Consider the following 26,920-nt stretch of genomic DNA (forward strand, 5'->3'; position numbering starts at 1 on the left):
CCTTCACGTGGGACGAGCACAGTCAATGTGCCCCATGATCTGCACGCGCTCGCCCGGGCCGCGGTACGCCTCGTGCGTCGCAAGACCGGGCGACCGTACTCGCTTATGCAGTTCACGCAGGAGGCGTTCGCAGCGCAACTGAGAGTGATTGCCGAGACCTACAACGATGGTCGCGCGATTCAGCCCGACGCCGAGCCGTTGGAGCCTGGTAAGGCGGTGTGAGGCAAGGCGGGTGGCGTGGAGAGCTCTAGAGGTAGGCGGAAGGGCCTGTGACAAGCCGTCGATGCAATCGCCGCGGCGGTAAGCCCTCTGCTGGATCGTCTTAGCAAGCGAGGGCTACCAAGCGAGGGTCGCGAGCCAATTCGGTGTGGCGGCGGCGCGGTTCCGGCGCCACGATCGATAGGGCTGGGCTGTCCCCTTCCCGCGTTGATCGTGCCGTGCCGGACGGTGCAGTCAATCGTGTGTTGGACGACGGAAGCGGCTCCAGAGTCCACGGCATGCGTACGCCGTTGCCGCACTGCCGCCGAAGATCAGAAGGATCAGAATCAAGATCGCCGTAACCGACGTGCTGCCCTGGCCACTGACCCATTTCCAGCCCAGCGAGAGGCCGGGCACCAGTGCCGCGAGACCGACCGTGAGGAGTGCGACCAGACCCACGATCGTGTCTCGGGAGAACGTTGTTTCGGCCACCGCGTCACCATATCGGGACGGGTGTCCGCAGTGACGACCTTTTCCCGGAGGGTCCGCGTGCGATCTGGTGTCCGATGGGCTGGGGACGCCACCGCCACTTTGTTGAGGCGACGATGGCTCTCTCCACGACTGGACGCCCCTCCCCCGGTTCCCCGCTCCGTTCGATTATCGATTCGCGCGTGTCCTGGTGCGGTTGCCGTTATTCAGTCTGGTCTGACGTCCAAATAGAGGCGGAGTGCGTGTTCGACCAGCGCGCTACGGCTACCTGCGGACCACTCTTCGGCTAGAGCATCGAGTGTGGCGGTATCGGAGGCGATGATCCCGGCAAGAGGCACACGAGCTTGAATCTCGCTGTGCCGTCGGCGGCGCGGTTGCGCACCTGCCTCGCGCCGTTTGAACAGTCCAGCGCTTGCTTGAGGTTCTGCGGCGCTCCAGTGGCGTTGAAGTTCGCCGGCGTGCCTCTCAACAGCGTCGAGGACTACTTGCCCATAGGGACGCGCCGTTGCGCGGTCACGCTGTCTTTCCTCGAGCGTGAGTTGGCGCAGTGCGGTGTATACCGCCGGGGGGAGATAGACCTCAGGAGGGGCGGTCCGGATCGGCACCGTGCTGCTGTCGCTGCGTGTTTTGGGTTTCCGACGGGGCGCAACGACCGGCTTCGAAGCCTCGGACTGCAGTTGGGGGGCTTCAGTTTCAGCGTTCGGCAATTCTGGCGACGCGTCGTCCGACTCGGGGGGATCGGGCAACGCTGCGGGTGACGGTTCCGGTACGGTGGCCGCTGCATCGCTTTCTGGGTCGTCCGATGAGGGTGCGGACTGCGGGGCAGTCGTTTCGTCGACCGTTTCGGTGACGATGCTCAGCGTGGGGAGCAAATCGTCGAGATCTCCAAGAGCTCCGGGATCGAACGCGGCCTTCCGGCGTCGTGCACTCACGCCACTCCCCCGGAGACTTCGTCCTTCTCCGCCGACGCCAACCGGCTGAGAACTTCTCGGGTAAGGGATTGGTAGTCACTCGCGAGACCGGACGGGTCTCGGGACCACAAACGCTCTCCAAGGCGCTTCTTGTCGCGCAGCCGCTGGATCCGATTCTTCAGTTGATCCTCGGCGGCGGCGACCAGTTCCGCGGGGGTCAGGTGACGGATCCGGAGATCGACGGCGGCTGCACGATCAGAGCGAATGAAGGTTTCGAACGGAGCAGCGCCGCTACCTTCGAGCAGGTCCTCAACCTGCTCGAAAACTTCACGGTTCCGCGCTGTCGCGCGTGGGTTCGCGTCAAAGAGAACGACACCGAGAAGTTGGATGAGGGAACCGTTCTCCCGTGCGCGAAGGTAGCGGGCCGCGAGGAGCTCCACTCCCGACAGGCTTGCATCGTCGTCCTTGGTCGGCACGAGGAGGTACCGCGCGGTACCCAGCAGTGCGTCGAGCAGTGGGGCGTCTCCGGGGCCCGAGTCGATCAGAATCAGGTCGTAGTGTTCGACGGACTGCAATTCGGTGAGGGTGGACACGAGGTTGCCCCGCAGATCCATTCCTGATTGGGCGGCGGTCGCTGCGATCGCGCCGATCACCGCGAGTGCCGGTCCTCCGGGGATGAGATCGAGGTTCGGTCGGACCTCTCGGGTGGGTTCGAGCGGGTGCGCGTACTGAAGGGCCATGCTGAGGCCCTTCCCGCGGTCTCCCTCAACTCCGAGATCGGAGGCTGTGACGTTTGCCTGCTGGTCCGCGTCAACGACGAGTACCCGGCGTCCGGCGGCTGAGACCATGCCTGCGACCGCTGCGACGATCGAGCTTTTGCCGACACCGCCCTTTTGGTTGGCGATGAGCACACTGCGCGGGGGCTGCGTTGGTGACATGCATAGCACGGTACGGCTGGCCGGTCTCCTAGATGGCCAACGACACGCCCCTGTCTAAGGGGGTGCAACACGTCATGAGTATCGCCGTTTCTAAGGCTATTACCCACGCCTGTTCAATGGTGGTTGGAAAGGTTGCGCAACAGGTCTTGGTAAAGGGCTTTGTGAACGGTGTTGACAGTGGCCTCATGGGCCGTCTTGCGAAAGGTCGGGTTGATGTTCGTGTACAGGGCCTATTCGAGGGCGGTGTATCTGGGCATGGTTAAGGTGGTTGCGGTGGTGGTAGTACAGGGCATAAACAAGGTGACTGTGACGATCATGTCACCGGCGGTTATCACGGTGTTTGTTAAGGACGTTGCCAAGGCCATATTTAAGGCCATAGATATACGAGCAGTTCAGAGGGTATTTTGTTCTTTCAGATTGGCAGACGTGAACGGTTCACCAAGTGGCGAAATTAGTTCTCTTGTTGCCGAATCTGCGCGGTGGGGGAGTGGTCTCTGCCTGCTCGACACCGACCATTCGGTGCCACGGTGGGTCGTTCCCCGACACGGAGTGGCGAGGTAGGAACCTGGTCTTGCTGTCAGCCGAAGGTGGCCTGGCGCCTCTCGTGAAGCGCGGAGCCATAAACCTCCTGTTCAGAGGGGGAAATAGCTCTCGTTGCTGCATACCCGGGCCGGGGGAGCGGGGGGCCCGGCTGGCCTTCGGTGCACCACCAAGAGCGCGATTGGCGTCCATGTTCAACTCCTGGATTCAGCTGCCATGAACAACTCATGTAAGGCCATATGCAAGGCCATACCAATGGCCATTAGCATGGTCGCCACTGCGGTCTCTGGTTGGCCGGGGCGATCGGTGAAGAGTGTCGCCGAGTAACGCCTGGAATCCGCTCTTAGGTGCGCGGCCACGCCTGGAACCAGCCCACATTTAGCCCGCCGGCACACCCACCCAGTGTTACGTCACTTGACGAAACGCCGGGAAGGGGCTGTCCTATCACTTTCGAGATAATTGACGGCCCCAGTCTCGGTAGAAGGGACGCCTGCAAACGGGTCTTGATAGCTCGGAGCGAGAAGCGGGGCCGAAGGCATTCGTCACGTCATCGTCAATGAGCGCAAAGCCGTCGGCGCAGTGCCTCCAACCAGTTATCGCGTGCCGGCGCAAAATGGGGAACCGTTGCACAAGTCATGCTGACCGCAGCCATCACGTCTGATGGCAACGAAATGCCTGGTCAAGCGGTTTCGGTGTGGTTTCTAGCAGCGGGATCTAGGCCCGTCTGCCCCTCGGCGAGCGGTAAGTATTCTGCGGAAACGGCGAAGGCAAGTAGCTAGGTCCAGTCACTTCCACAATCTGTTATCAGACCCACGCTAAAAGGAGCTCAGCACTCGATGTGAGGAAGAGTCCCCAGGTCAGGACCTCTTCCAAGAGTATAGGCGCCATTCGAGCAATGGAAGTTGCGATCGACTGTTGCGGGGAGCTGCCTCGGGTTGCATCACCCGCAGGAGGGAGCGTCAGGGGTGGTCGTGTGAGGGTGTGGGGAGCGGGGTCCGCTTCAGTCGGCCGCGCGACCGGGGTGATGCACCGTGCATCACCACATCCGGCAAACGAGAACATCGCGTCCGCAGCTGTGCCAGCACGGCACGGCGTGGCGGATCCACGAAAACGACCGCTACGCCTGGAATGATGTGCACGTGAGCAATCACGATGTGTCACGCCCTGCAAGCTCGACGTCAGCGGAGGCCATGCCTACCGTTCCGTCGGGCGGTGACGCGACGGAGTCGCTGTCGGGAGTTGACGATCGAATCGTCGCCGAACTCGACCGGCTGCAATCTGCAAGCACTGCACGAAATTACCGGCAGGACTGGGTTAGGTTCGCGAGTTGGTGTGCGCCCCGTGAAATTTCATTGATGCCGACCGATCCTCGTGCTGTCGCCGCCTATGTGCGTGAGAGCGCGGAGACGCGGTCCGAGGTGGGCGATCGGATGTACTCCATTGCGACATTGAGTCGGTGGGTGGCGTCCATCAACTATTGGCACCGCGCATCTGGATTGCCCCTGCCCGGTCGGTCGCAGTGTGTCAAAGACGTGCTCGCGAACGCGCGAAGGGCGTACAAGCAGAACGGTGACCGCCCAACCAAACGGGCGCACCCACTTCGTATCGGCGAGCTCGAAGGAATTGTCGATGCGAGCCGTCGTGACGCGACGACATGGGTCAAGCGTGCGCGCGAGCGCCGTGACAGCGCACTGTTGCTCATGGGTTTCGCGGGGGCACTTCGGCGCTGCGAGCTGTCCATGCTCACCATTGCCGACGTGGCCCAGTGCGGAGACGGGGATCTTCGCGTCCAGATTCCAGGTCCGCACGGGGGTCTGGTCGATGGCTTGATCAACCATGTCGAGTCATCGCGGGATCACACAATGTGCGCGCCGTGTGCCTACAGGCGCTGGCTCGAGGTGGTTTCGGCTGTCGACGGCTTCGGTCGTCCAGGTGTGATTCGGTTGCTCCACCAACACGAGGAGTTCGAAGGCCACGTCTGCCTTTCCGCAGCGCCAGTTGTCCAGGATCCGGCGTTACCGGTTTTCCGTGCGATCCGTGCGAACGGCAACATAAACTCGGGCGCGCTCTCGGGCGCTGCAATTCATGCCGCGATACGGCGGCGCGCAGCCCTTGCCGGCCATTCCCACGAGTTCGTCGAAAGGGTAGGGGGAGAGTCGTTGCGGGCCGGCTCTGCTGCGGAGCGCCTGGACAACGACTCGCAGCGCTGCCGATCTTTGCGCCGCACGGCTTAGTGTCGTGAGTGGTCTTGGGAGCGAGCGTAAGAAGAGTTGGGCTCCGGGCCCGATCTCGCTATTGGGAGCGAAGGTGACAGAGGGCGGGGCTTTGGTGAGCACGCGGTTGCAGTTCTTCGTCCGTTGCGCGGCTGGCCCGGGGGACGAGGCCGAACGTGCGGCGGGGGCAGCAGGCCGACTCGGGAAGAGAACTCTCTGGGGGACACATGGCTCGGGCGCGTGATCGGCGGCATCGTATTGCATAGCCTCGTACTGTGACGTTCGCGCAGTCGGAAATCAAAGGCGTGCAGGATTTTTCTGCGCTGTTTCCCCACCAGGGTCAGGGTGCACAGTACCGATACGATTGGGCTCTGTTCGCTGATTGGTGTACTGCGCTGGCGGCGTCGGCGCTCCCCGCTGATCCCCTTGCCCTCGCGAGCTTCCTTGACGAGCATCCGGCGGCTCAGTCCACCCAACGGCGCCGTGTCGCAGCGATCAATTGGGTGCACAACGCCAGTGGGTACCCCACGCCTGGGTCTGCTCGAGTGATCCGCCAAGTTCTGTCAGCACGTGCAGGTAGACGCGACGATCTCTCTCGCACCGTACGCAGGGCGTTGTTGACGCTGCCAACTGTCGGTTGGCCACAAGGACTGTTTGGTCGAAGGGATGCGCTCATCCTGGTGCTCAACTGCATTGTTGGGATGTCCGCGGCCGAGGTGGGGGACCTTCAACGGAGCGACGTCACGTATGACGGGAGTATCGTGACCGTCGGCGCCGGACACGCTGTGGAGCTGCACCCATTAGCGGACGACCCTCAGTGCTGCCCTGTCGCGATCTACCTGAGATGGGCACGCCTTCAGGCGTTCTTCGATCGCTACCCCTCGAACCGAGTGCTCGCTCGAAGTCTTGCCAGTGTTCATGAAATCGCCGATGACACAGTGGAGCCCTACGGGAAGCTGCCGGGTCTGCGGGAGGGTCACGACGGGCCCCTGCTGCCGAGCTTCGATCAGTGGGGACATTTCGCCGCACTCCGCCGCGATCGCCGCGGGGTGTCCGGCAAGTCGGTCACGGCGATCGTTACTGCGCATCTGACGGGAGCCACTTCGGCGAGTCATACCCGCTCCGATCCGACGGACAGGCTTGCCGATGTCGAGGTGGAAGATGAGGTGTCCTCGTCTTGTGTCGACGGCTCCGAGAACGGGATGGACTTCACATCGTTCGGCCCGGACACACTTGCCGATCAGTATGAGGCGGCTATCGCTCGGAAGTATGCGGATGTCCGGGCATTGGGAGACCTCGCCGAGGCGTTCGAGGATATCGATCGGAAGGCCGACGCGATCCTAAGTCGCACTGAGGAGCTGCTCGCGCAGATGGGCCTGGTGTAGTCGCGGGCGGTGCGACCGCCGGGAATGCACAAGACCCTGTAGGGCAGTCCTGTCCCAGTGAGTGAACGCTGAACAGTGTCCTTCGCCGAGAGGTTTGAGGGTGGGTGAGGATTCCGCCGTGCAATACGGGCGTACGTATTGCACGGCGCGGGAACGTCCGACCGCGCACGCGGATGGCGTACGACCATTCCCGCACCTGGATTTCTAAGGACCTCCGCAATGGGCATACTGCGAAGATGCAGAGACTGCTCTATGTCCGTTAGACGGAGGGACTGTTGGGTCGGGATCGGTGGCTAAGCTGCGGTTCTCGGTCCGCGCGGGCGGGGACCGGGAGAGACTCCAAGTGCGGCGAGTGGGCCACGCTCTTCATCTGGTAGCGCATCGGCTCTCCACTTCTTCACTGCCCGGTAGAGCCACTGACCGACCTGCTCGCCGTCAGCGTTGACATAGTTCGCGGGAACGAGTGCATTGCCATGCTGCTCACGGTAAGCGGCGATCTCGGCCAGCATTCGACGTCGCTTGCTGTCTGTCCGGGTGACCGCGGGTAGTGGGGCGTCGTCTTCGCTCCATACGAAGCCGATTGAATCGAGTTGGTGAATGCGCTCTGCCGGAAGAGTGCCGAGCATTCGCGCGACGCGCTGGCGGTACTGCCAGCGACCGAGCTGGAAGCCACATTCAGTTACGTAGTTCTCGGGTATCGCTGTGTGAGGATGTTGTTGCCGGAACGCTGAGTACAGCTCCAGCGCCGAGGCTGCGGACCGGTGAGTACGCATCGAGATCAGTCCTTCTGTGGAATCCATATATTTGTAAAGTACATAGCTTCTTCTTCAGCGATGTCAACCACATCGACCGCGTGTCATGAAAATCACCCAGATCGAGGTGAGGCGACCACCGGACTGTCGGCGAGCATCTGTTCACCAGATTGTCCGATCGTGTCCTTTTGCAGTCGTCCTCAGTGAGACGGCCGAAGGCATTCCCTCCGTTCGCATCAGCGGGATGGAAGTGTCGCATTCATTTAGTTCGGGGTCCTGTTGAGCTGTGTGGACATCCGAGGGATCCTCGCGATGGCCGCATGTTGTTGCTCCTCGCGGGCTCCGAAGGTCCGCGCCCGCCGAGAATATGACATCTCGCTATCGGGGATTAATTGTCGCGGTTGGTGTTCAGGCCGCGTAGGTCCAGGGGCATCAGCTGGCGGTGGGGCATCATGGTTGCGCGCATGCCCGTGAACCAGAGGCCCTGCCGTCGGCGGGATGTGGACTGCTTGAATTTTCGCGGCTCCAGTGCAATGCGAGTTGTGAGCCGGGACCTATGCCGAGTGGGCAGTGACCGCGCCGCCCTACTCAACGCTGGAATTATCGGTGTTCTGTTCGAAACCTGTCACGGAGTGGCAGGGGAACATTACTTCGCAGTAGTGTTCCCCGGGTTATCGACGATGAAGGAGTGGAATAGTGGCGCGCAAGATTGTTGTCGAATGCATCGACGACATCGACGGAACTCCGATCAAGAACGGTAACGGGGAGACGATTGCGTTCTCTGTCGACGGCGTCGACTGCGAGATCGACCTGAAGGACAAGAACGCCAGGGAATTCCGCAGTATTCTTACCTACTACATCGAGCACGCAACTCGAGTCGGCGGAAGGAAGCGTCGGTCGACTCCTTCAGTAGAAACGTCGCAGGGGCGCAAGCGGGCAAAGGAAATTCGGGAATGGGCGACCACGGAGGGCTATCAGCTGTCCGCGCGCGGACGTATCCCCGCTCAAATCGAGGAAGCGTACAGCGCCGCTCACTGAGTCCACGCCTTTGCGCGAATTCGACAAACAGCCTCCAGCCAGCTCACTTCGAGTTGGTCGGAGGCTGTGGCAGTTCCAAGGTCAGGAGGCGGACGATGCTTCTATCAGTGCCTGGCGCTGGTTGGCTCCGAGTCCGCCGATACGACGGGTCTCGGCGATCGACAGTTCCTCGAGGAGCTTCGCGGCCTTCACGGATCCGACGCCGGGGAGAGCCTTGAGCAGCGCCGAGACCTTCGTCTTCTTCACGATTTCGTCTGTTTCGGCCTTCGTGAGTACCGCTTCGACGCTGAGGTCTCCAGCTTTCACTGCGGAGAGGAGTTCGCTACGCGCCTTGCGTGCTTCAGCGGCCTTCGCCAGTGCTTCGGCGCGTTGTTCGGGTGTTAAGACAGGCAGTGCCATGATGGTGCTCCTTGTTGCGTTGTTCGGCCAGATCGTGCGGCTGTCCCTTGCCATCGTGCCAGGTGGAACGGACATGTCCGCGTCTTGAGCGGTTGGGACCGACCTCCGGATGGCTGTTCTTACGTCTACGGATGTGGGCGACGGTGTATTCGAAGAATACGTCGTCTGGGTGGTCATCGTCGCAGAGTCGCTTCTCGATACTTCGGCGGCATGAGCACGGGGGCGGCGTGCTACCCACATCCGTGCCGGCGTTAGGAGGGGCGGCCGAAGGTTCCTCAGTTTCGTGCGCTCGGATGGATTGCGCAATGGTGTCGGTGGTGGCGTGTGTGTCGGTGCGGCATGATTCGCCATGGTCGGTCGTAGTCGTCATACGAGGTAATGGTCGTGGAGGTGAGTGATGGATCCATTCGAGTTCGTTGCTCATATCCCCTGTCCGCACTGCCGCGTAGGCATTGGTGAACGGTGTGTCACCAAGGACGGGTACGTGCGGAAGATCCCCTGCCTTCACCGCGTGAAACTCGCTAAATGGCCTGACCCGGAGGGGCTTCCAGATAGTAGTTCCGAGTCGAAGCGTGATGATGGCGAGCTTGGGGGCTCCCGCGACGGGTGAAATGCGCCCCTCAATCCGACGCGGCGGCTGGTGCAGAGGATCCTACGACCAGCATGCTCCGACCATCTGGCTCCTGCCTAGTACGGGCCGCTGGAACAACGTCGTCCGCTACTGGCCGGGGCCACCGCTCCGTTGGCGATGGCCAAAATACACCTACGAATCCTGCACGCGAATGTCCGCGAACTCGTCCCCACCGAGAATCGACTGGCGTCCGCCTCACCGACTTGAAGGAAAGGGCGTTCATCGCGCGGCGACGCAGCCGCCAAGTAACTACCGTGCAGACTGCGACGACATGCTGGTTACCCTACCCACGTATTTGTCCAACACGCTGTTGGACAAGTATGGAACTGTCGGCACGCATGGTTGCGACAGCAGCCATCCGGCGATGGCGATGCTTTGCCGCCCATAGCGTCTCGACGAGCAGATGCTCGGGGCGATGGTCCTAATTGGGCACCCGGGGTAGGTCGGGCGCCGTTGTCCCTTTCAGTGGACGGAGGTGGGGTTCGGGTCCGCACCTGGTCGACCGGGTGACGCGTTTCGCTAGGAGGGCACGAGGTAGGAGGATAGCCGACGAGCGGCGAACTGGGAGAAGTAGTCGACTTTCGCGTCGTCGACTAGCCCGGGCAGGAAAACCTTCCACGCGGTGGTCATACGCTCAGGCAGTTCCCTCAGTGTGTCGGTTGCCGCTGCCAGTAGACGCGTGCCGAATGCCATCTCCAGCAGCAGACGGCCCGCCTCATCCGGATTTGTGTCCGCGCGGAAGTCGCCTTCTTCGACTGCCCTTGCCGCCAATGCCTGGTAGGTCGAGATCCATTGATCGAAGACCACGTTCCCGGTGCCCCGGAAGTCGCCCATCTCGTTGAGAAGGCGGAATGCGGCCAATACCAGGTCGTCGTGGATCGACGGGTCGATCATCACATACGAGATCCCGATCAACGTTTCCAGAGCTGGTGTGCGGGAGTCGAATTGTTGAGAGCATGCCGATTCGAGGTTTGCGCAGCCCTCGTCGATAACTGCCCGTGCCAACTGTTCTTTCGAGCTGAAGTGGAAGTACAGTGAACCCTTCGTCACCCCGGATTCGGCGATGATCTCCTGTAGGCCCGCCTTCACGTAACCCAGGCGGTTAAACACCTCAGCCGCGGCGGCCACTACAGCCTGCCGCGTAGCGATTGCACGCTTCTGCAAGGCGTTCCCTTCTGCATTTCCCACTGGTTCATATCAAACCTACAGGTTGGTATTAGTTTGTAAAACTGGACAAATGTCCTATTTTCGCTGCGCAAGGGATTCTCCGGCAAGGCTGTCTCCGGTGCGCGGGTGGCGCCGACTCGCCCAGGGACGTCGCCGGGCGAGTCGGCTTCGTTGCCGAGAAGTCGGCAAGATGTCGGCACGGGCGATTTGATCAGTCGGCGTCCACCTGCCGTCGAGGCCGAGGAGAGAAGCGTGTCAGCCGGATTTGGTGGGGGAGGATGGCCACACAGGGAACCGAGTTCCGTCCTTGTCGTAGCGGTCGATCTGGGCGATGCCGCGCCGGGGTGGATGGGGCCGGTGCGTCTCGTTAATCGCGTGAAAGTCTGATTCGAATGTCTTCTCGCTCGATGTTCCATCATCGAGCGTTACCAGGTACCTGGGCATACTCAGAAATATGCCACTGCGGCTCGCGGTTCGGGCACATTCGTAGGATCCGCCGATAAAACAGTCATGACCGACTTCGATTCAGCGACAGCATTTTCCATCCGCGGTGGCCAGCGGCCAGCCGGGCGGAGGAGACGGTGACGGGGCGCAGGGTTGGGTGGACCTCGGCCGCGCAGGTCCACTGGCAGGTAGGGGGCAATGTGAACTCTCACCGAATACACGGCGCGCCTCGCGTCAGGTTGTCGGCCCGGGTGTTAGACCAGATCTACGCTTTTGAGCGAGGTGATCGTCTTGTTCGTGCTGGTCGGGCGTGTTCGTGCACGCTGGAGACGCTCCCGTACAACGCGGCCCCCGTTTCGGTGGTCGTCAGATCCGGAAGCAACGGGTACTCAGGGGCACGAGACCGGCACCAGGGGCGTGGGGGACACCACGGTGGGCGGGGACAAAGCTGCCTCAACAGGGCGTTGGCGGCGTAGCCGCAAGTCCGCTGGATCGGTGGGCGTGTCGAAGGGAAGAGGTGATCGACACTGATGTCCGTCGCTGGTACTGATGGTTTCTGGTGCAGTGTCGCTGCCGATTTCTGGTTGAGGAGGCGCAGTGTCCAATAGTGGTGTGCCATTGTTGATGGTGGATCGGTCCGAGGCCCTCGATCGCGATGATGCGTTCGCGGTGACCGAACTCGCCGACGGTTCGGGTTGGAAGTTGGAGGTGCACATCGCCGGGGTCGCGGACGTCGTGGCCCTAGGTTCCGACGCCGATGCGACGGCATTCCTGCGCCGTGAATCGAAGTATCTGTCCCGTCGGACGGTGCCGATGCTTGGCCGCGACACCGAGCAGGCGGCGACATTGACCGAGACAGCGGAGAGGTCCACGCTGCGGGTACTAGCAGATCTGTCCGCGGACGGGGTGGTGTCCGGGGTGAGCGTCGATCGCGGGCGGGTGCCGGCCGGTAGGTGCATCGCGGTCGATCATGCGCAGATCACCGAAATCCTCGGCTCGGTCGACGACCCGCTACACGAGGGCGTGCGAGCCGCGAATGACGCCGCGCAGGTGCTGCTCCAGGGACGTCGCAGGTCCGGTGTCTTCGCCCTCTACGATCTCGCGCACGGCTGGGGCTCCACCGAGGAAGGGGGAATCGCGCCGATCCCACTGGACGTGCGCACGGTGGGATATGTCATCGTGCAGGAGTTGATGATCGCAGCCAACGAGGCCATCGCCATGTGGTGTGTGCAAGAGGACCTTCCGGTCCTGTTCCGCAATCATCGCAGCGCGGTGACCGCGGGCAGCACCGAGGACCTCGCGGCGGAGGTCGCGGTGGCGATGACCGATCCAGTGCTGTTCGAGAAGCTGCGTTCGCGTCTGCAATCGTCGTATCGTGCTGCCACCTACGCCCCGACGGTGCACGGCCATCACGGGCTCCGGCTGGCGGCGTACACGCACGCAACGTCGCCGCTGCGCCGGGTGTCGGACCTGATCACCCAGCGGGTGATCTTCGCCCACCTCGACTCCGCTCCGGCCCCGTACACGAGCGAGCAACTCGGCAACCTCGCCGCCGATATCAACCGGCGTATCGCAGCGGACCGGGAAGAGAAGGCAGCGCACTTCAAGGCACGTGATCGAAAGGTGACCGCGCAGGTCGTCGCCGCCGGCGAACTCGCGGTACTCGACTCGAAGCGGTGGGCGAAGGTGCTCGCGGCTGCAACAGCACGTGACCCGATCGGTGACGTGGTCAACGAGTTGCGCCGCCGAGTGCAGACCGACGACGTGACGGTGACCGCGATCGTGACGTTGCTCGAAGCCGGGGAGAATTGGGCGCCGATCCGACGTGAGGTCTTCGACTGGGCATCGCGGGCGCATCCGGAGTTCGGGCCGAGTGTGGTGTCGATGTGGCTGCAGGCGCACCCGGACCTGCACCGGCCCGAGATCGACGGCGATCACCGCGGGCCCTCGCACACACCGGTGTTCGCGGCCCGATTCCGGGTGGGTCAGGTCTGTGGGCCGTGGGCCACCGCGGGCAGTAAGAAGCGAGCCGAGCAGGACGCAGCGTGGGGCCTGACGATGGCCGTCGCGGCAGGGGAGAGCCATCCGGAGGTCGGCTCCCCGCTGCGGGACGATCCGCAGCCGGTGCCCCCGAGCACCACGCATGCAGGGGTACGGGCGCGGCCGGCATCAGCGCGCAGCGGACCCATGGACTTGGATTCGGGCCAGGCATCGAGACGGCGGGAGCGAGCGCAGAAGAACCCGATCGCCTGGGTGATCAGCCATGCCGAACACCACGGCCATCCCTCCCCACAGTGGGCCGTGAGAATGGAGGGCGCCGCCCACGCGCCGGTTTTCACCTGCGAAGTCCGCTACCTGGAGCACACAGCAACCGGCAGCGGGACAACAAAGAATCTCGCAAGAACCACCGCGGCAGCGGACCTTGTCGATTCGCTTCTCGACGAGACGTCTCCAGCCCGATCACACCGGTAAACCGAAGCTCACCCACCCGGTCAGTGTCCGTTTCGATAAAGACTTTGTGGGCGCCGCCGTGGCCACGGGCGGGGCGAGTTCTTGATGCCTCGGCGGCGAGCGGCCCTCCGGCCAGCGAAAGGGGAGCGCTGGTCGTTGGGCCTGGCTGCCACCGGGACCGTCGAGCCCGCTGTGCAGCGTAGGTCGGGAGTACCCGCGGAACATCGAATTACCCTGCGCGTCGCCCCGGAGAAATCCGACCGCAACGCGGTCCATGGGCGAGCCGCATGCCAGCTCGCCACCTGCGCGGCGGGCGCAGGTGTGAACCCACATAGCCTGAGCACAGATCGGCCGGTGGTTGTGAGTTCGTCTGGTGGGCGCGGATAGGTCATGCTTATGCTCCGAGGGGCAGCCGAAGAAAGGTGCAGTCCATGAGTGAAGAGAGCGAGAAGAAGTCGGCGTCACCTGATGCGATGCGCGTGGGCACCCGGGTGCTGGTGCGTAGGCCGTCTGAGGCAGCGACAGGCGTGATCGTCGAGGACTACGCCGAACTGACCGACACCGCTGGACGCGGCCACGATTGGGCACCTGTCCATAGGTGGGCGGTCGCCCTTGACGACGGCCGTCTGGTCTTCGTCGACACCGAGGACCTCACGGTCGATATCGGCACGGCAGACTCCGAATAGCCGGCAGCACCACTGACGAGGTGGTCGGGAACGGTCGCACCGGCGAGTCGGTGCTGCTTCCCCAAGATCATCCCGAACCACGACGGGGAACGTTCCGACCCTCCATACGCCCTCCCAACCACCTCGGGATCTGTCGTCACCGACCCACCCACGAACCTGAGAAAGATTCGTTGTTCGACTGAATTTTCCAGCTCCTCCGCGATGGCTCATTTTGTCGCAGTAGACAGTTCACGGGAACGAGTGCGACACGGCGCTTTCGAGGGCGCACAGATGGTATATGGACCAATCCCGACTGGTACTACAAACGGGCGTCACCGCATGCGGCAAAGATCGAACGAGACACCGAGCAGTACCCGGTGACAGGGTATGAGGTGTCGAATCCGAGCCCTGACCCCGAACAGCTGCGACCAGACTCGTTGCTACGTCTATGCTCGCGTCAGCGACCGACGTCAGGGACGGTAGCCCCGCTCGGTGCGCAAGTGGCACGGCGTCCGTGAGAGTGTCAATTATGTTGTTTTCCAACGCCATACGACTGCCGGTCGGCCGGTGGCCTGCACGCGGACGCGCTCGTCAGTACGTTCGAGTCCAGGTATCGCCTTGAGCGTGCGATTGAGATTGCCTTGATCGGGCCGGCTGCCGGTGAGGGCAGAGGTGACCGTGACGGCGTGGGTGGCGGGAAATTCTGCGCCGAGGAGGGCCCGGGTGAATGTTGCGTCCCGCCAGAGGAGGCTGGTGGCGAGGATGCGGCGTCCTGCCGCGACGATGCGGTCGTGGTCGAAGGCGAGGTTGCCGTGTTCGTCGAAGCCGCGCCACTGCGTCGCGGCGGGCGGGTCCGTGGTGATGTTGTCGGCGGTGATGACGGCCCACATGGCGATGGACAGGGTCGGCCCGCGTGGGTCGCGACTGGGTTCGTCGAACACCTCGAGCTGTCCCACGGCCAGGATCGCGTCGTCCGGGATACCGAGCTTGATGGTGACGGCGCGGCGGGCAGCCGTCTCGAGGCGTTCACCGGCGCCGAGAAGGACACCGGGCAGGGCCGTCTGCCCGGTGTACGGCTCCCAGCGGCGGGGCGCGACGCCGTAGCGCAGCGAGCCGGGTTCCGGATTGCCGAACCGGAGAGCGACCACGTCGACGGAGACCGATGACTGTTCCATACGGTGATCATGCGACAGCAGGCTCTCGGACGCGACGAGCGGCCCGACTGGGACCGTCGGAGGTGAGCACCACCAGTGCGCCGACCAGCGATCCGAGGTGCGCCGCGACGTCTGCCGGATGTGTCGGCAACTCGACTGTGTCGGGCGTGAGTGCGGACAGGACGTCGGTGAGGTGTTGTTGATGCGTGAGGTCCTTCCACGGCCCGAGCGGCAGCAGGTCGCCGACGCCGGGGTACCGGCGTGCGCTACGGAGGGGGATGCCGGCCGCTGCGGCACGGGTGACGGCGTCGAGGTGGGTGACGGCGAGACTGTCCACCCCGCCGCATACCTTTGTCGCGTACCGCATCAGTACCTCGTCGAGGTCCCCGATCCGGAAGGTGCCCTGGTAGCTGCCGGTGCCGTTGTGCAGTTCGGGCAGGACCGCACCGAGTGTCGGGTTCTCGGTGGGCATCGGCCCTGCACCGTGCCGGGTGGTGTAGGTGCGGGTGACGCCGAGCACGTGGCTGTCGCGGCCGTGCTCGGCGGAGAGTGCGCGCGCGTTGCTCGGTTCCACGGTGGACCAGGTGGTGTGTGGGTGGAACCCGCGCCACTCGTCGAGTAGCACTCCTTGTGCGCCCTCGTAAACCAGGCGCCCTCCGTCCGCGAGGGCGGCGAGATCACCGTCGTCGGTGATCCGGACCGCGGCCACGAATTCGGAGTACATGATGACCATGTCGTCGAGGTCGGGCCACCGGTGCACGCTGGGGGAGACCAGGTGACGGTAGTGGTCGGCCATCGCGGCGAGCTTGGCGCGCAGAACCGCTGGGCGGTGGCAGTCCCCGACGGTGGGTGCGTCCGGGTGGTCGAGGGCGTAGGCGGCGGTCTCGCCGATACCTTTGCCGCAGGAGCCGTGCCTGCCGTCGCCGCGGGCATCCTCGCGGGCGCGGTTGGCGGCCACGTGGATCGGGGTGGTCAGAAGCGCGTGGGCGTCGATGTGCAGTAACTGGAGCGGATTCGGCACACCCAGCGCGGCCAGGGCGCGGGCCTCGGCGGCGAGGGCGATCGGTTCGACGAGGACATGCTTCGACAGCACCGTGGGAACGCCGGAGAAGGTCCCGGACCCGAACTGGGAAAAGGTGTGGTGGCAACCGTCAACGACGACGTTGTGCGCGGCCTGTGCGCCGCCGTTGAACCGGACGACGGCTGCGACGTCGAGGCCGGCGTCCGGTGCGCAGAGCCAGTCGACGGTCGCGCCTTTACCGGCGTCGCCGAAGCCCAGGTCGACGACGATGATGTCGCGGTCACCGAACACCGTGGTCATGGGATCTCCTGTCGTAGAAGGGGGCGTCGGGAGGCGGGGCTCGCACCCGAAGCGGGATCGAATGCCCCGCCTCCCGAACGGGTGTCAGGTGAAGGACACGTCGTCGCTGCCGGCCGGATCGATCGGCAGCGGACTCACCGCGACGGGGGCCCGCGCCGCACTGAGGACGGCGAGCGCGTGACCGACGGTGTCCGCTTCGGCGGCGGATCCGACGTCACGCAGGTCCGCCAGACCCTCACCGAGGTCGATGCGGTCCTCGCCCATGCCGACCGTCAAAGCAATCAGCTCGCACACCGCGCCCGGGTCGTCCAGCTTGAGGAACCGTTCCCCGAATAGCTGCCGCCAGTGGTCCGCGATCTCGGGATCGTGGTAGTACGCCGACTGATTCGGCAGTACGAAGTAGACGTTCCACCGCCGTTCGAGTTCCCGGTACACCGACTCGACGGTGACATCGCGGTCGAGGTCGTCGCCGATCACCGCGCGCACGTGCCGGGCCGACAGTCGGGCCTTGTTCAGCTCGTCGCCGATGATGAACAGGTACCCCTTGTGGCCGCGTTTGTCCCACGCGTCGGTGGCGGTGTGCCGCGCCATGAAATATGCGGCCAGCTCGTAGCTTTCAGACTTCTGACCGCCACCGTTGCCTTCGAGGAAGATGGTGCGGAGTTGCTCATCCATAGCGTTGCCGGACTCGAATTGACCGACCTGCAGGGGCACTCGGTCGGAGTCGGCGTCCCCGATGCCGCCGAACAGGATCTGCGGGTCGTCGGCATACCCCTTGCGCTGCAGCAGTCCGTGCAGTTTACCGAGCTTGTCCTGCATGATCCGCGGTACCGCGCCCATCGAACCGGTGACGTCGAAGAGCACGGCGATCGGTAGCGACTCGGGGTGCCCGGCCGAATCCCGGCATTCCCGCACGGTCACACCCAGCGGATCCAGGGTCGGATCGGCCTTCCACTGGTCTCTCGGCCGTGCGTACAGGGCGCTGGTGTAGCCGAAATCGTCGACGCCGCGGGCGGCGCGGAACGTCTTGGCCGCGGTGTAGGTGTCGTCATCCCACTTGCCGTATCCCATGGTGGATCACTGTCCTTTCGTGGTGGGCATGGTGAACGGGCGGAAGCGTCGCCGCCCGTAAAGCGTGTCGAGCAGGTCGTCGAACTCGTCGAGCAGATCGACGGCGTCAGGTCGCAGACCAGGTTGTGGTTGCATGCAGCCGCATGCGAACGCGCGCAGGCGGTCCGGGGCCGTGTCGGCGAGCATGGTCAGCATCAACTGATGGGCCATGAATACATCCCAGGCCGGGGTTGCGGGGGAGCCGGCGGAACTTTCCGGTGGATAGTGCACCCGCAGAGAGGGGATCGCCGCCAGCGGAACCGTGCCTGGGCGGGTGGCGAACGACCACCCGGCCAGTACCACTCCATGCCGCTCAGGGTGAATGAGCACGTTGTCCGCGGTCACCGCGGTGTGCACCCACCCGGCGCGATGCGCGGCGGCAAGAGCCCGAAGCAGACGCCGGTGCATCCACACCCAATCCCGCGGATCGAGCCCGCCCGGGTATGCAGCCCGGACCTCGGCGAGGGTGACGAATCCAGTGGTCAGCGAGTCCAGCACGTTCACCTGCCGCCGGGCGCCGGTCACAGGGTCTGCGTGGGTGAGGTGGTCGATCAGCTGCGGGAAGTACGCGCGCAACCAATCATTCCCGCCCTCGGCGGACGCCGCGATCTCAGTGAGCGCCGCCCGTTCCGCGTCGATCAGAGCGTTCGAGGCGACACTGCGGGGAACCTTGATCACCACGCCTGCGCCGCCGCTGTCGGTGGCATGGTGCAGGTCGGCGATCGAACCACGGGCATGTCGAGTCCCGATTCGGTAGGAGCCGCGACTGCCGTTCAACACGATCGCCGTGGCCGAATTCATGCTGGACGCAGCAGCTTGCCAGCGGCGGTACAGGTCGGACGCGTGCGTGAATGCTGCTGCGGCGCGGGAGGCGTACGCGGGATCAACCCGATCCGGGTGAATCAGAACCGACAGCCGGTGGAATCGCCGACGGGCAGCGCGCTGAGCGGCCGGGTCGTGGGTGATTGGGCCGAACAGGTCGCTCGGCACGATCGCCGCGCCGACGACCCCGAGCGCCTCCGGCATCGTTTTCATACTTTTAGTCTATGTGACTAAAACAAGGAATTGCAATCCCCATCTGAGTGGGCGGGGATCGGGGCGACGCAACTCGTGAGTTCCACCGACATAGGCGGCCATCGATCGACATTGCTTGTGACCGATTCCAGCTGTCTGGAGTCGTTCTCGGTTGGTGTGAACTAAACGAGTTCTTCACCGTCATTGTTCGTTCGGATAGCCCATACTGGGCAGCGACTCAGGCTGCTTCCCCTCTGGGGAGGTGACGGTAGAGGTGAAGTTGACTCGCCAACTGCGAGCAAAGCGATTCGGAGGTCAACCGGTGACTGCGCTCCAGGACATTTTCGAGCTCGATCGCGCCGATCAAGGATTGGCCGTCGTTGCGACACTTCGTGCCGACACAACTATCCGGTCGAGCGTCGTCAATACCAGCGTGCTCGCGCATCCTGTCACGACCGAAAGTGTGCTGGCGTTCGTTGCCCACGGCAAGGTCAAGCTGGCGAATCTGCGGCCGACGCCCGGCCGGTCATGGTCTTCCTCCACGGCGGCGCGTTCAACAGCGGTGCGGGCCTGATGGACTGGTATGACGGCAGCTCGATGTCTGCGGAAGCCGGCGTCGTAGTGGTCAGCGTCAACTATCGACTTGGCGTGTTCGGGTATTTGTCCCTGGACGGTGTCAGCAGTGGCAACCTCGGGCTCTACGACCAGGTGGAGGCTTTACGTTGGGTGAAGGCGAACATCGCGGGGTACGGAGGCGACCCGGACAATGTGACTGTTTTCGGCCAGTCCGCCGGCGCGGTCTCGATCCGGCTGCTGATGAAGATCCCGGATACGTGCGGGCTGTTCACCCGCGCGATCATGCAAAGCGGTCCGGGACCGGACGTCGTCCGACCGCGGGAGTTGGCCGAGGACGTCGGAAGGATGTTTGCAGAGAAGGTGGGGCAAGATCCTCGAACTGCCAGTGTGGCTGCACTTCTGGATGCGCAACGCACGACCGCGGCCGCATGGGCGGAACAATCCGGTGCGGTCGGGGCGCCACCCTTCTATCCAGTCTCGGGCACCGATCCCCCTCCCGGTTCTGGGAGCGAGCTTCGGTGAGAACCTGCAGGATCTGGGTGTGATCTGCGGCTGGAATGCTGACGATGTGTCGGCGTTCACGGGCCCCGGGCCCGACACGGTCGCGATGACGCACCTAATGCTTGCTGTGCCGCTGAGCGAATTCCGAGATCGCCTGGCCCAGGCAGGCGCTCGGGCGTGTACCTACCGCCTCGATTGGCGGCCCCGCGGGTCTCGCTACGGGGCAACACACTGCGTGGAGCTGCCGTTGCTCCTCGGAACAAGAAAGGCATGGGAAGGCTCTCCGATGCTCGGGGATGCTGAGTGGGGCGAGGTCGGCTGCTCGGCAAGAAGCTGCGCAGGATTTGGGGACGGTACGCGCACACTGGCGTGGTCGAGCCCGACCCGGGGCTGCCTATGGCCTGGGACCCGGCGATTCCACACTCCGTGTGATCGACTCGGGAATTGGCAAACCGGTCGCGGCCTCCCCGGGTGACGCCCGTCAGGGTCTCGTCGAGGCTCCGACGATCGGGCTGTGGTTCGAAAGTAGCTGGGGGAGTGGTCGGTTCGGCTGGCGTCGCCCCTGTGCCCTGTGCGGACTACGCCTCGCGAGACTGGCCGGTCCGAGGCTTGCCCGTGGCCGTGGACGGACTCGATCCGTCGTTGCCGACCACCAGAACGCGGTCTGCAGATGCCAGGGCTCGCACTGCCCGGTCGAACGCTTCCTGGTTCGGAGACCAGGGGGTGACGTGGTGGCGGGGGGTGGTGTAGACATGTGGACGCTAGAACAACGCCGCTGATTCGCCGAATAGGCATCACAATTATATTTGTCGATAACGCCAGTCAGAAGTGGCCGAATTCGGCGAGAGGCCGCGAAGGAGATCGGGGCCCTTGATGGTCTTGTCATTCCTCGGGAGGGAAGGGATTGGTCGAGGTTGCTCCAAGACCTGGCATTCAGGTCGATGACAGGTCATGGAGCAAAATTTAGTGCAGGGACTCTCGTCGACACGCCACTTGCGAATGCCGCTTGCCCCTCAGTCTCCATTCCACTCACTCGACCGTGGAACTCAAATAACAACGGCGCTCGGTCGTCAATGAGCAGCGTCATACGCCTCCGCGATCTCGGTAGGAATGCGCCCGCGGACACCAATGTCATAGCCCTGTTCCTGAGCCCATTCCCGCACGGCCCGCACATGGTCACGGTCCCGCCGCGCAGGCTTCCGCTTGACCTCACCACCTGACGTGAGTGTGCCCGCGGATCGATTCTTGCGGCCACCCACCTTCGTGGCGTGATCGATGTAGTGATCGAGTCTCTTGTGGAACTCCTTCGCATTCTTCGCCGATAGGTCGATCTCGTAGTCGATTCCACTCACAGAGAAGGCGATCGTCTCGCCCTTTCCCTCCGCAATGGGCGTTCCGTCGACATCGTCGACGTGTTCGACAACTATTTGGCGCGCCATTCCAACTCCTTCGTCACTTTTACGCACCCCACTCTACGTCCGTTGCACATTGTTTGCTTCAGTCAAGATGAGGTACTCCACCCGGCATGCATCGAAAATGGTAAATCGGACGGAAATTCTTGGCGGAAAGAACCTCGTACGTCATGGGTCAGCTCGAATCCAAGTCGGGGTGTTGGAAGTAGCCGAGGCCAGGGAGGCGATTCTCAATGCCCACGCGCGCTGCACATCGCGACGAGCACACTCGGAGTTCAGGCCGGAATTGAACGCGCAATCCGGTTGACGTCGGAGAAATGCCTTCGTTGACCCGGTCGGGGTTGGCGGCAATCGACGAGGACGGATGACCCACCGGGTGTGGGTGATACGGGACTACTGCGCTTCCCGTAACCTACGCGAACACGCCTGCGCCGACCATCTCATTCTGGCATGGTCACGGGCGGTATGAGTCAACTCCGCTGGGTTCACCAGCGTGCCGTGTGAGAAATGCATCTTCTGTTGGCGAGTGGTGAGGTTGATCGAGGTGGACGACAACCGGCTTGGTATCGAACGTTCCACAGGTGCAATTGACTCGCATGTGGATATGCAACAGTTTCCGATGCTTCCGTGTGCTTGGCGCACCGTAGTTCTCATGCGTCCTGGCTGTCATGCAGTTGTTGGTGTCACCGCGTATGGCGATCATCTGCGCGGGTTCCGTTGGGAGCAGCCCGGTTCCGCATTTGCCCGTTGGGTTTCGGCTGAAGGATCGCCATGGCAATGCAGAATGCTGCGTCGCCACGATCGTATCGAGCGCATGCCGTGGTGACAGTTCTGTCGCTGTGCGGACGCGATTCGCGCGGCAGGTGTCGTCGTGGTGGCATCGGCGTGAGGACGTGATCCAGTCGCAGTGCTTCCAGTTCTCGGCGCTGCAACCCACACGCGTTACTAAACCGAATTCAGTTTGACAGCTCGGGTTAGCTGAGTTACGTTCAGCCGCGTGACTTCGCATCGGAGATGGTCGGGGAATACCGCAGTAGTGGGCTTAGGCGTAACTGCCATGGGAAAGATCTATGGGCGGACTACCGCGGACTTCGCCGCCGAGGCGATCGGTCTAGCCCTCGACGATGCGGGACTGCAGAGGACCGATATCGACGGGCTGCTGCTCAATGGCAACGGAAACCTCGATATGGATCCGCGTCTGCAGTTCTCGCTGGGGTTCGAGGATCTGTCGATGATGAACTCGATGAGGGCATTCGGCTCGACAGTCGGCTCGATGGTCCAGTACGCCAGCCTTGCTTTGGAAGCGGGCTTGGTCAACCATGTGGTCCTGGTATTCGGCGACACCCCACTAAAGCCGGCTGTCGGTGCGGGTGCCGCGTACGCAGCTCGCGGGGTCTGGGACGGGATGAACGTCCTCAAGGCGGCGTATGGCGAGTTCGGTGGCAATGTCCCCTATGCGCTGGCGGCGCGTCGGCATATGGAGCTCTTCGGTACCACGAGCGAGCAGCTCGGCGCGATCGCCGTCGCCCAGCGCGAGTGGGCACGAATGAACCCGCACGCGCAGATGCAGAAGCCGATGACGCTCGAGGACCACCAGGCCTCACGCATGGTGGCCGACCCGTTCCACCTGTTCGATTGCTGCTTGGTCTCCAACGGTGCCGTTGCCGTCGTGATGACGACCGCCGAACGTGCGAAGGATCTGCGGCAGCCACCAGTCCACCTGAAGGCTGCAACGCAAGCCGCGCCCGGGGACAACCAGATATCCGGACGCGACCCGGGGATCGTCACGGGCGCGCGGCAGGCCGGCGAGCAGGCCTTCGCGCTTGCGGGGATCACGCGCGACGACGTCGACATTCTCGAGCTTTACGACTGCTACACGTACACGGTTCTTGTGACGCTGGAGGACTACGGTTTTTGCGAAAAAGGTGAGGGCGGTGCGTTCGTCGCGGACGGCAAGCTCGGTCCCGGTGGCTCGCTGCCCACCAACACCGGTGGCGGGCAGCTGTCGGGCTATTACATGTGGGGTTTCACCCCCCTGTCGGAGGCCATCATGCAGGCACGGGGACAGGCCGGAGAACGCCAGGTGGCCAAGAACGACATCGTCTTGGCCAGTGGCAACGGTGGCGTCCTCAACTTCCACTCGACAATGATCTGGAGCAAGCATGCCGACTGACGCCCCAGCGCTCACCTACGACGACGCCAGCGCCCCGTTCTTCGAGGGCGCGGTCCGTGGCGAGCTCATGCTGCAGTTCTGTGAGTTGTGCGATGGGTACATGTGGCCGGTGAAGTACCGCTGCCCCTATTGCTTCGCGCCGGCCGTTGTGTGGCGTGCAGCGAGCGGTCGGGCGACGTTGTACAGCCTGACCGTCGTACACCAGGCCCACCCGGGGTTCTCGAGTCCGTACGTCCTCGCAACGGTCGAAACGCAGGAGGGTGTCCGGTTCAACGCCTCGCTCGTCGGCGAGAACGCCGCGAGCACACCGATTGGGTCGGAGCTGGTTGCCGTCTTCGACCGCACCGAGAAGCCGTTCACCGTACCCAGATTCCGGAGAACCTCATGAGCTACCAATTCATTACCTACGAGAAGTGCGACCGTGTCGCGGTCGTGACCCTCAACCGGCCGGAGTCGATGAACGCCCTGCATCTCGAGGCACACCTCGAGCTCACGGAGGCATGGGAAGATTTCCGCGACGATCCTGACCTGTGGGTCGCGATCCTGACCGGTGCAGGTGATCGCGCCTTCTGCGCGGGGAACGATCTCAAGGTCACGGCCGAGCGTACGGCGCAGGGTGGCGACGTTCAGGGCGAGGCCCGCCCCCCGTTCGGGCGCATTACCCGTGACTTCGACTGCCCGAAGCCCATCATCGCGGCGGTCAACGGCGTCGCCGCCGGCGGCGGTCTCGAGCTCATCCTGGCCTGCGACATTGTCGTGGCCTCGGAGCACGCCCGCATGGGACTTCCCGAGCCGAAGGTCGGCCTCTTCGCCGGTGCCGGAGGCGCTCACCGACTCGCACGTCAGATCCCCTTCAAGCTAGCCATGGGGATGCTCCTGACCGGCGACCTGATCGATGCGCCCGAGGCCCATCGGATCGGGCTGATCAACGAGATCGTTCCCCACGACGAGCTGATGACAACGGCGCAGGCGTGGGCCAACCGGATCATCAGGTGCTCGCCGTTGTCCGTGCAGCTCACCAAGGAGGCGGTCTTCGACGCCCAGTTCCTGAGCATCGACGAAGCCTTCCGCAAGGACAACGGCCGCCGCGACCGGTTGCTGGCCTCGCACGACTTCGTCGAGGGGCCAAAGGCCTTCGCGGAAAAGAGAGAACCTGAATGGACGGGACGCTGATCGACATGACCGGGACCCACTCCCTGAGCGCGCTGCTCGCGCCCCGCAACGTCGTCATCGTCGGGGCGTCGGAGCGCTCCGCCTGGTCCGCAGGGTCGTTCTCCAACTTCGCCCGGCTGGGGTTCGAGGGTCAGGTGTATCTCGTCAACCGCAAGGGTGGCACCGTCCACGGACAGCCGGCGCACCAGTCGTGCGCCGAGATCGGCGAGCAGGTCGACCTGGCCTTGCTGCTGGTGGCCGCCGAGGCTGTCCCGAACGCGTTGCGCGACATCGCTGCGGCGGGGATCCGCTTCGCTGTGGTGCTAGCCGCCGGCTTCGACGAGATCGGCGCCAACGGACGTGCCGTGCAGCAGCAGATCACCGAGCTCGCTCTGGAGCTCGGGGTAACCTGCGTGGGACCGAACTGCCTGGGGTTCATCAACCTCGTCGACAAGGTGCCCGCTTGGTCCGGCCGGATGGCCGAGCTCACCACGGGCGGAATGGCGGTCGTGTCGCAGAGTGGCGCGACCGCGCACACTATCTCGGCCTTCGCAGCGCAGCAGAACATCGGCGTCAGCCACGTCATCTCAACCGGCAACGAGTCGATGGTCGACACGACCACGATGGCGACCATCCTCATCGAGGACGAGCGGGTCCGCTCCGTGGCGATGTTCATCGAGTCGATCCGCGATGCCCGAACCTTCCGGGGTCTGGCGCGTCGGGCGGCCGAGCTCGGCAAACCGATCGTGGCGCTCAAGGTCGGCTCGAGCGAGCTCGCTGCCGAGATCGCCCAGAGTCACACCGGTGCACTCGTTGGTGACGACCGTCTCGTCGATGCGGTGCTTCGGCAGTTTGGGGTCATCCGGGTCCGGTCTTTGGAGCAGCTGGTGATGACGGCTGGGCTGCTGTCGCGTACCGGTCCGCTGGCCACGGGTGACCTGGGCGTCGTGTCAATGTCCGGCGGCGCCTGCGACCTTGTTGCAGACCGGGCCGATGCATTGGGTGTCAGGCTTCCCGTCCTCGCGGATGCGACGAGGGCGCGGCTCGCCGAGTTGTTGCCGGAGTTCTGCACCCCGCGCAACCCGCTCGACTCGACGGGTGCGGCGTCGGCGAAGCCAGCGCTGTTTCGCGACTCGATTTTCGCGCTGGCCGATGATCCGTCGGTGGCGATCGTCGCTGCGATCCACGTTCATCCCACGGACGAACGTGGCGAGGCGATCAAGGAGCGGCTGCGGATCGATGCGCCGGCACTCGCCGATTCCGCCACGCCGGTGATCCTGCTCGACCAGACGATCGCGACGATAGACCCCGGGACGGTGCGCAATCTCGAGGAGCTTGGCATCCCGCTCGCCATGACCGGTCTTGACCACGTCGTCGAGGCGGCTGGCCATGCGATCTGGTGGTCGCAGTGGCTTCGCAGGGACCACCTGCCTATTGGGAGCGCACCCGATCTGTCCGACGTCGCCGGGTCCGGTGGGGTGTGGAGCGAGGTTGAGTCGCTGTCGCTGTTGGTCGAGCACGGTGTTCCAGTGGTTCCGTACGCCCATGTCAGGGGAGAGGAGGCCGCCGTCGAGGCGGCGGGTCGGCTCGGTTTGCCCCTCGTGGTCAAGCTCGTGTCGCCCGATATCGTCCACAAAAGCGACGTCGGTGGAGTCCTCCTCGGCGTGGATTCGCCCGAGGCGGTCCGGCGGGCGTACCGCCAGGTGCAGGCGGCGGTGCTGGCAGTGCCGGGCGCACAGTCCGAAGGTGCCCTGATCGCATCGATGCGATCTGGAGGCGTGGAGATGATCGTCGGGGTCGTGCGTGACCAGCAGTGGGGGCTCACTCTCGCGGTCGGCCTCGGGGGTGTCCTCGTGCACATCATCGACGATAGTGCGCTGCGGACCCTACCCGTGAGCGAGACCGATGTGCGGCAGATGTTGTCCGAGTTGCGTGGGAAGGCTCTGCTCGACGGTGTCCGCGGCTCCAAGCCCGTCGACCTCGATGCGTTGGTGGCTGCGATCCTCAAAGTCGCGAGCCTGGCCGAGCGGCTCGGCGACTCGCTCGAATCCATCGAGATCAACCCGTTCCGCGTGGAGGGCTCGACCGTCGAAGCCCTCGACGCATCGATCGTCTGGGTGTCCCAACGGCAATGCTCGCGACCGAGCGGAAGTCAGTGAAGCGGGAGACGGAGCGGCAGCGCGCCCGTGGGTCCTCCAGCGGGGAGAGGCGCCTATCGCCGCCCTCCGAAGGCAGGCGCCGGAAGGAGTCGAGGTCCACTTCGACAATGTTCGGCGGCGACCATCT

Annotated in this window: 24 protein-coding genes; 14 read left to right on the forward strand and 10 right to left on the reverse strand. The window is 63.9% G+C overall.

Translation table 11 applies throughout. The features are described from left to right. The first annotated feature begins 27 nt into the window (after window positions 1–27). On the forward strand, window positions 28–222 hold the full coding sequence (locus tag ACLIVD_RS38520) for a hypothetical protein (RefSeq protein ID WP_005571223.1): 195 nt from the start codon (window positions 28–30) through the stop codon (window positions 220–222). 231 nt (window positions 223–453) lie between these two features. Here ACLIVD_RS38520 and ACLIVD_RS38525 read toward each other — a convergent pair whose 3' ends face one another. Both ACLIVD_RS38525 and ACLIVD_RS38530 read right to left on the reverse strand, forming a co-directional pair. Next, a complete protein-coding gene (locus tag ACLIVD_RS38525; protein WP_491933223.1) occupies window positions 454–690 on the reverse strand; it encodes a hypothetical protein in 237 nt (78 codons plus the stop codon). 925 nt (window positions 691–1,615) lie between these two features. Continuing rightward, window positions 1,616–2,536, reverse strand: a complete 921-nt coding sequence (locus tag ACLIVD_RS38530) for a ParA family protein (RefSeq protein WP_043792356.1) — start codon at window positions 2,534–2,536, stop codon at window positions 1,616–1,618. Window positions 2,537–2,749: 213 nt separating this feature from the next. Between ACLIVD_RS38530 and ACLIVD_RS38535 the strand changes: the two genes are divergently transcribed. The 3 genes from ACLIVD_RS38535 to ACLIVD_RS38545 all read left to right on the forward strand — a co-directional run bounded on the left by ACLIVD_RS38535 (window position 2,750) and on the right by ACLIVD_RS38545 (window position 6,674). Further along, the gene (locus ACLIVD_RS38535; RefSeq protein ID WP_491933224.1) at window positions 2,750–3,097 is read left to right on the forward strand and encodes a hypothetical protein; all 348 of its coding nucleotides are present in this window, start codon (window positions 2,750–2,752) and stop codon (window positions 3,095–3,097) included. Between the two features lie 1,118 nt (window positions 3,098–4,215). Continuing rightward, entirely contained in the window at window positions 4,216–5,310 is a 1,095-nt protein-coding gene (locus ACLIVD_RS38540; protein WP_491933225.1) for an integrase, read from the forward strand. 254 nt (window positions 5,311–5,564) lie between these two features. After that, complete coding sequence (locus tag ACLIVD_RS38545) at window positions 5,565–6,674, forward strand: site-specific integrase (RefSeq protein WP_491933226.1); 1,110 nt, start codon at window positions 5,565–5,567, stop codon at window positions 6,672–6,674. A 293-nt stretch (window positions 6,675–6,967) separates the two neighbouring features. Here ACLIVD_RS38545 and ACLIVD_RS38550 read toward each other — a convergent pair whose 3' ends face one another. Continuing rightward, window positions 6,968–7,474 carry a helicase associated domain-containing protein gene (locus ACLIVD_RS38550; protein WP_005564736.1) on the reverse strand — a complete coding sequence of 169 codons (507 nt, stop codon included), beginning with the start codon at window positions 7,472–7,474 and terminating at the stop codon, window positions 6,968–6,970. Window positions 7,475–8,122: 648 nt separating this feature from the next. Between ACLIVD_RS38550 and ACLIVD_RS38555 the strand changes: the two genes are divergently transcribed. Continuing rightward, window positions 8,123–8,464, forward strand: coding sequence for a histone-like nucleoid-structuring protein Lsr2 (locus ACLIVD_RS38555; protein WP_005564738.1), 342 nt, complete (start codon window positions 8,123–8,125; stop codon window positions 8,462–8,464). 81 nt (window positions 8,465–8,545) lie between these two features. On the opposite strand, the gene mihF is transcribed toward ACLIVD_RS38555, so the two are convergent. After that, on the reverse strand, window positions 8,546–8,863 hold the full coding sequence (gene mihF / locus ACLIVD_RS38560; RefSeq protein ID WP_005564740.1) for an integration host factor, actinobacterial type: 318 nt from the start codon (window positions 8,861–8,863) through the stop codon (window positions 8,546–8,548). 397 nt (window positions 8,864–9,260) lie between these two features. On the opposite strand from mihF, the gene ACLIVD_RS38565 reads away from it, so the two are divergent. Then, the gene (locus ACLIVD_RS38565; protein WP_477924802.1) at window positions 9,261–9,473 is read left to right on the forward strand and encodes a zinc finger domain-containing protein; all 213 of its coding nucleotides are present in this window, start codon (window positions 9,261–9,263) and stop codon (window positions 9,471–9,473) included. Between the two features lie 540 nt (window positions 9,474–10,013). Here ACLIVD_RS38565 and ACLIVD_RS38570 read toward each other — a convergent pair. Beyond that, window positions 10,014–10,658 carry a ScbR family autoregulator-binding transcription factor gene (locus ACLIVD_RS38570; protein ID WP_491933227.1) on the reverse strand — a complete coding sequence of 215 codons (645 nt, stop codon included), beginning with the start codon at window positions 10,656–10,658 and terminating at the stop codon, window positions 10,014–10,016. A 1,071-nt stretch (window positions 10,659–11,729) separates the two neighbouring features. On the opposite strand from ACLIVD_RS38570, the gene ACLIVD_RS38575 reads away from it, so the two are divergent. Beyond that, window positions 11,730–13,577 (forward strand): RNB domain-containing ribonuclease, encoded by a 1,848-nt coding sequence (locus tag ACLIVD_RS38575; protein ID WP_491933518.1) that lies wholly within the window; start codon window positions 11,730–11,732, stop codon window positions 13,575–13,577. Between the two features lie 410 nt (window positions 13,578–13,987). Next, on the forward strand, window positions 13,988–14,242 hold the full coding sequence (locus ACLIVD_RS38580; protein ID WP_095869611.1) for a hypothetical protein: 255 nt from the start codon (window positions 13,988–13,990) through the stop codon (window positions 14,240–14,242). Window positions 14,243–14,748: 506 nt separating this feature from the next. Here the strand turns inward: ACLIVD_RS38580 and ACLIVD_RS38585 are convergent. The 4 genes from ACLIVD_RS38585 to ACLIVD_RS38600 form a co-directional block, all read right to left on the reverse strand. After that, window positions 14,749–15,396: an NUDIX hydrolase gene (locus tag ACLIVD_RS38585; protein WP_491933228.1), complete on the reverse strand. Its 648-nt coding sequence runs from the start codon at window positions 15,394–15,396 to the stop codon at window positions 14,749–14,751. A 7-nt stretch (window positions 15,397–15,403) separates the two neighbouring features. Continuing rightward, entirely contained in the window at window positions 15,404–16,696 is a 1,293-nt protein-coding gene (locus ACLIVD_RS38590) for an adenylosuccinate synthetase (protein WP_491933229.1), read from the reverse strand. Window positions 16,697–16,780: 84 nt separating this feature from the next. Beyond that, entirely contained in the window at window positions 16,781–17,767 is a 987-nt protein-coding gene (locus ACLIVD_RS38595) for a hypothetical protein (protein WP_491933231.1), read from the reverse strand. A 6-nt stretch (window positions 17,768–17,773) separates the two neighbouring features. Then, window positions 17,774–18,832 (reverse strand): hypothetical protein, encoded by a 1,059-nt coding sequence (locus ACLIVD_RS38600; protein WP_491933519.1) that lies wholly within the window; start codon window positions 18,830–18,832, stop codon window positions 17,774–17,776. Between the two features lie 310 nt (window positions 18,833–19,142). On the opposite strand from ACLIVD_RS38600, the gene ACLIVD_RS38605 reads away from it, so the two are divergent. Then, window positions 19,143–19,394: a hypothetical protein gene (locus ACLIVD_RS38605; protein WP_491933232.1), complete on the forward strand. Its 252-nt coding sequence runs from the start codon at window positions 19,143–19,145 to the stop codon at window positions 19,392–19,394. Further along, window positions 19,349–19,918: a carboxylesterase family protein gene (locus ACLIVD_RS38610; protein ID WP_491933234.1), complete on the forward strand. Its 570-nt coding sequence runs from the start codon at window positions 19,349–19,351 to the stop codon at window positions 19,916–19,918. Before ACLIVD_RS38605 ends, ACLIVD_RS38610 begins: the two co-directional genes overlap by 46 nt. A gap of 1,049 nt (window positions 19,919–20,967) precedes the next feature. On the opposite strand, the gene ACLIVD_RS38615 is transcribed toward ACLIVD_RS38610, so the two are convergent. Continuing rightward, window positions 20,968–21,336: a histone-like nucleoid-structuring protein Lsr2 gene (locus tag ACLIVD_RS38615; RefSeq protein ID WP_491933235.1), complete on the reverse strand. Its 369-nt coding sequence runs from the start codon at window positions 21,334–21,336 to the stop codon at window positions 20,968–20,970. 1,030 nt (window positions 21,337–22,366) lie between these two features. Here ACLIVD_RS38615 and ACLIVD_RS38620 point away from each other — a divergent pair. The 4 genes from ACLIVD_RS38620 to ACLIVD_RS38635 are packed head-to-tail and all read left to right on the forward strand — an operon-like array spanning window position 22,367 to window position 26,793. Beyond that, complete coding sequence (locus ACLIVD_RS38620; protein ID WP_491933236.1) at window positions 22,367–23,482, forward strand: thiolase family protein; 1,116 nt, start codon at window positions 22,367–22,369, stop codon at window positions 23,480–23,482. Further along, window positions 23,472–23,870: a Zn-ribbon domain-containing OB-fold protein gene (locus ACLIVD_RS38625; protein ID WP_491933237.1), complete on the forward strand. Its 399-nt coding sequence runs from the start codon at window positions 23,472–23,474 to the stop codon at window positions 23,868–23,870. The genes ACLIVD_RS38620 and ACLIVD_RS38625 overlap by 11 nt, the downstream gene beginning before the upstream one ends. Continuing rightward, a complete protein-coding gene (locus ACLIVD_RS38630; protein WP_491933238.1) occupies window positions 23,867–24,655 on the forward strand; it encodes an enoyl-CoA hydratase-related protein in 789 nt (262 codons plus the stop codon). The genes ACLIVD_RS38625 and ACLIVD_RS38630 overlap by 4 nt, the downstream gene beginning before the upstream one ends. After that, window positions 24,640–26,793 carry an acetate--CoA ligase family protein gene (locus tag ACLIVD_RS38635; protein WP_491933239.1) on the forward strand — a complete coding sequence of 718 codons (2,154 nt, stop codon included), beginning with the start codon at window positions 24,640–24,642 and terminating at the stop codon, window positions 26,791–26,793. Before ACLIVD_RS38630 ends, ACLIVD_RS38635 begins: the two co-directional genes overlap by 16 nt. Window positions 26,794–26,920 lie beyond the last annotated feature (127 nt).

The organism is Rhodococcus sp. G6(2025), assembly GCF_058628105.1.